Origin of the sequence: Methylocystis sp. (assembly GCF_021731785.1) — a bacterium.
Taxonomy (GTDB): domain Bacteria; phylum Pseudomonadota; class Alphaproteobacteria; order Rhizobiales; family Beijerinckiaceae; genus Methylocystis.
Genome location: NZ_JAKFWS010000057.1, coordinates 1 through 2,832 on the forward strand (window position 1 = coordinate 1; position 2,832 = coordinate 2,832).

At 59.9% G+C, this 2,832-nt stretch carries 3 protein-coding genes; all 3 read left to right on the forward strand.

Annotated features, from left to right (window positions below; translation table 11 throughout):
- Positions 1–140 precede the first annotated feature (140 nt).
- The 3 genes from QZ964_RS11060 (at position 141) to QZ964_RS11070 (ending at position 1,813) form a co-directional block, all read left to right on the forward strand.
- A complete protein-coding gene (locus tag QZ964_RS11060) occupies positions 141–371 on the forward strand; it encodes a hypothetical protein (protein WP_292531677.1) in 231 nt (76 codons plus the stop codon).
- A 163-nt stretch (positions 372–534) separates the two neighbouring features.
- Complete coding sequence (locus tag QZ964_RS11065) at positions 535–801, forward strand: hypothetical protein (RefSeq protein ID WP_292531679.1); 267 nt, start codon at positions 535–537, stop codon at positions 799–801.
- Positions 802–886: 85 nt separating this feature from the next.
- Positions 887–1,813 (forward strand): class I fructose-bisphosphate aldolase, encoded by a 927-nt coding sequence (locus QZ964_RS11070; protein ID WP_292531680.1) that lies wholly within the window; start codon positions 887–889, stop codon positions 1,811–1,813.
- Positions 1,814–2,832: the final 1,019 nt, after the last annotated feature.

Genomic DNA, 2,832 nt, shown 5'->3' on the forward strand with positions numbered 1-2,832 from the left:
CGCTCGGGATGCCGCTGGAGTTCTCAATTTAAGCGTCAAAGCTCGAAAATGCGCGCCGAAATTCTCAAATATGATGTCAACGCGCCGCGCGAACAGGGATTTTCTAATCAAAGGATGTATCCTGACACAGGGAGGGCCCTATGAGCAAAATGCTAACTTCTGGCGCAGTTCTAGCAGCCGCAATGTTGTGGGCATCATTGGCGCAAGCCGGCGCATGGAGCGACGGTCAGTATCTGCCGGACTACGGAGGGCACTACCGACACGGGCACCGTGATTGGAGCGGCGGTTATGGCTACGGTGGGCGCGGCGGCCATGTCCACGGTCCCTGCTGGGTATGGGATCAAGGCCAATGGGTTTGGGTATGCCAGTGACGCCCAGGCTGTTCGCATTAAAGACGCCCGCCGTATTTGGCGGGCGTCGAATTCTCGCGACACAAATCTCACCGCCCTCAAACAATTTGTAAATTTCTTCGCCGACACTTGATACGAGCCGGTTCCGTTCTAGGAGCTTGACCACTTGAGGTAGCGCAACGTCATGCTTGCCCGCGCCGGCGACGTCACCGAATGCAGTTTGCAGGCTCGCCACAACTCCTTTCGCAAGCTCGCGCGCTCGGCGCCTTTTGCCACGTCTGACGTGGCCCGCCGTCGCCTTAAACATGCCATGCGCGGTTTCGGCGTAGCCGCCTTCCGCACAAATGACAGCGACCTTGGGGAAATTTTTGGCGCGGACGCAGTTCGAACTGCTAACTTGCGAATTAAGATCGCGCCCTCATTGCACATGACCCGCGCCGTATCGAACTGAAAGTAACCGACGTCTTGGCCAATGGAATGCAGTGTCGGCTCGTATTCTGCTGAAGGCATTTCAGCGTCGCACGGACCCAACTCCCATGAATCTCACCTTCCGCGTTCGCGAAATCCTCGACTGCTACGAAGGCGAGACCCCCGGCGCCAAGGCCAACCTTGCCCGCATGCTGATGGCGGGCAAACTGGGCGGCACGGGCCGCATGGTCATTTTGCCAGTCGATCAAGGATTTGAGCATGGGCCGGCGCGCAGCTTCGCCGTCAACCCAGCAGCCTATGATCCGCATTATCACTACCAGCTGGCGATTGACGCCGGGCTGAACGCGTACGCCGCGCCATTGGGGCCTTTGGCCGCAGGCGCCGATACCTTCGCGGGCGCCATTCCAACGATCCTCAAGCTCAACAGCGCCAACAGTCTGTCGCGCCAGAAGGAAAATGCCGATCAAGCGATTACGGCGAGCATCGCCGACGCCCTTCGCCTCGGCTGCGCTGGAGTTGGCTTTACGATTTATCCGGGTTCCGACGCGATGTATGACCAATATGAGGAATTCCGCGAGCTATCGATGGAAGCCAAAGCCAAGGGGCTGGCGGTCGTTCTGTGGTCTTACCCGCGTGGCGGCGATATCAGCAAAGACGGCGAAACCGCCATCGATATCGTCGCCTATGCCGCGCATATGGCGGCCTCGCTCGGCGCCAATATCATCAAGGTCAAGCTGCCCACGTCGCATCTTGAAAACAACGATGCGAAGAAAGTGTATCAGGAAAAGAGGATCCCTATTGCCACCCTGCCGGAGCGCGTGGCGCATGTCATGCAATGTTGCTTCAACTCCAAGCGCATCGTCGTGTTTTCGGGCGGCGCCGCCAAGGGCGAGGACAGCGTGTACGACGATGCCCGCGCGATTTACGCGGGTGGCGGCAACGGCTCGATCATTGGCCGCAACTGCTTTCAGCGACCCCGCGAGGAAGCACTGAAGTTGTTGGATACGCTGGTGGAAATTTACAAAGGCGCGTAACGCATTCGTTATTCAAATAGAATAATGTCCGCGAAAATGGGTCGCGACGAGGCTGTCCGAAGACGGCAGGAGCGGCGCGCCTTATGGCGTCGCTCCTTCCGAATATTCAGCGCAAGCGCAAGAGGAGCTGGCGTTGAACGGGGCGCGACGCGCGATCACGCTGCTCTCCAACCCGCGCCGTATGCTCGGTCCCTGATTAGGGGCTGGCCGCCCAGATGATTGTGTAACGATCCTTGAAGGTTTGACGGCCGCCCTCCCATACAACGATATCGCCTTCCTTGGGGCGTCAGCATCGACGGCGAAGATGGGCGCGGGATTGAAGCGGCATGCGCGCTTGCCGCTGGGGCGGACGTTGTCGTCCTCTGTCTCGGAGAATCCGCGAGCATGAGTGGCGAGGCGGCAAGCCGAGCGGCGCCTGGCCTGCCGGACCGGCAGCGCGAACTCGCCGAAGCGGTTCTGGCGACCGGCACCTGTCGTCGCGCTTCTCTCTTCGGGCCGCCCACCGCTGCTATGCGCGCCCCGGAAAAATGGAGAGGGTGACGTAGTCGATTAGCTATTTTGTGATCGACGGCCAAAATCTTGTAAGCCCGGGACGGCATGATTTCGGCTCTTTCAAACTATCCCCGCTTCGGCTGGTTCGCGTCGGCCTGGTGGCGGGGAACAGATCCGTCTCGAGAGGAAGGCCCGCGCCAGCCACTGCCACTGCGCGCGAGGCGCGACAACGCTTTCCCTTCATCGAGATCATCCGCTGACAGCAATCAGGGGCTGAAAAGCCAGCGCGTTCGCGGCGACAGGGGGCGTGAAAGTCCTCCATCGCGAACGAGTCGACCCCGCATCCGTTCGTCGTTCCGCCACCGCCGGAGCCATCGGTCTCAAGCGAAATCCACGTTCATTTGGGCGCCCCTGAGATGCAGGGGCAGGAGGGCGAAAGAAAGTGAACAAATCATGCGGCTACCCCAGATGCGCGCTCCTTTGTCCATTTTCAATCGAGGGGTAATCAGCGGTCCATCGGGTGCTCG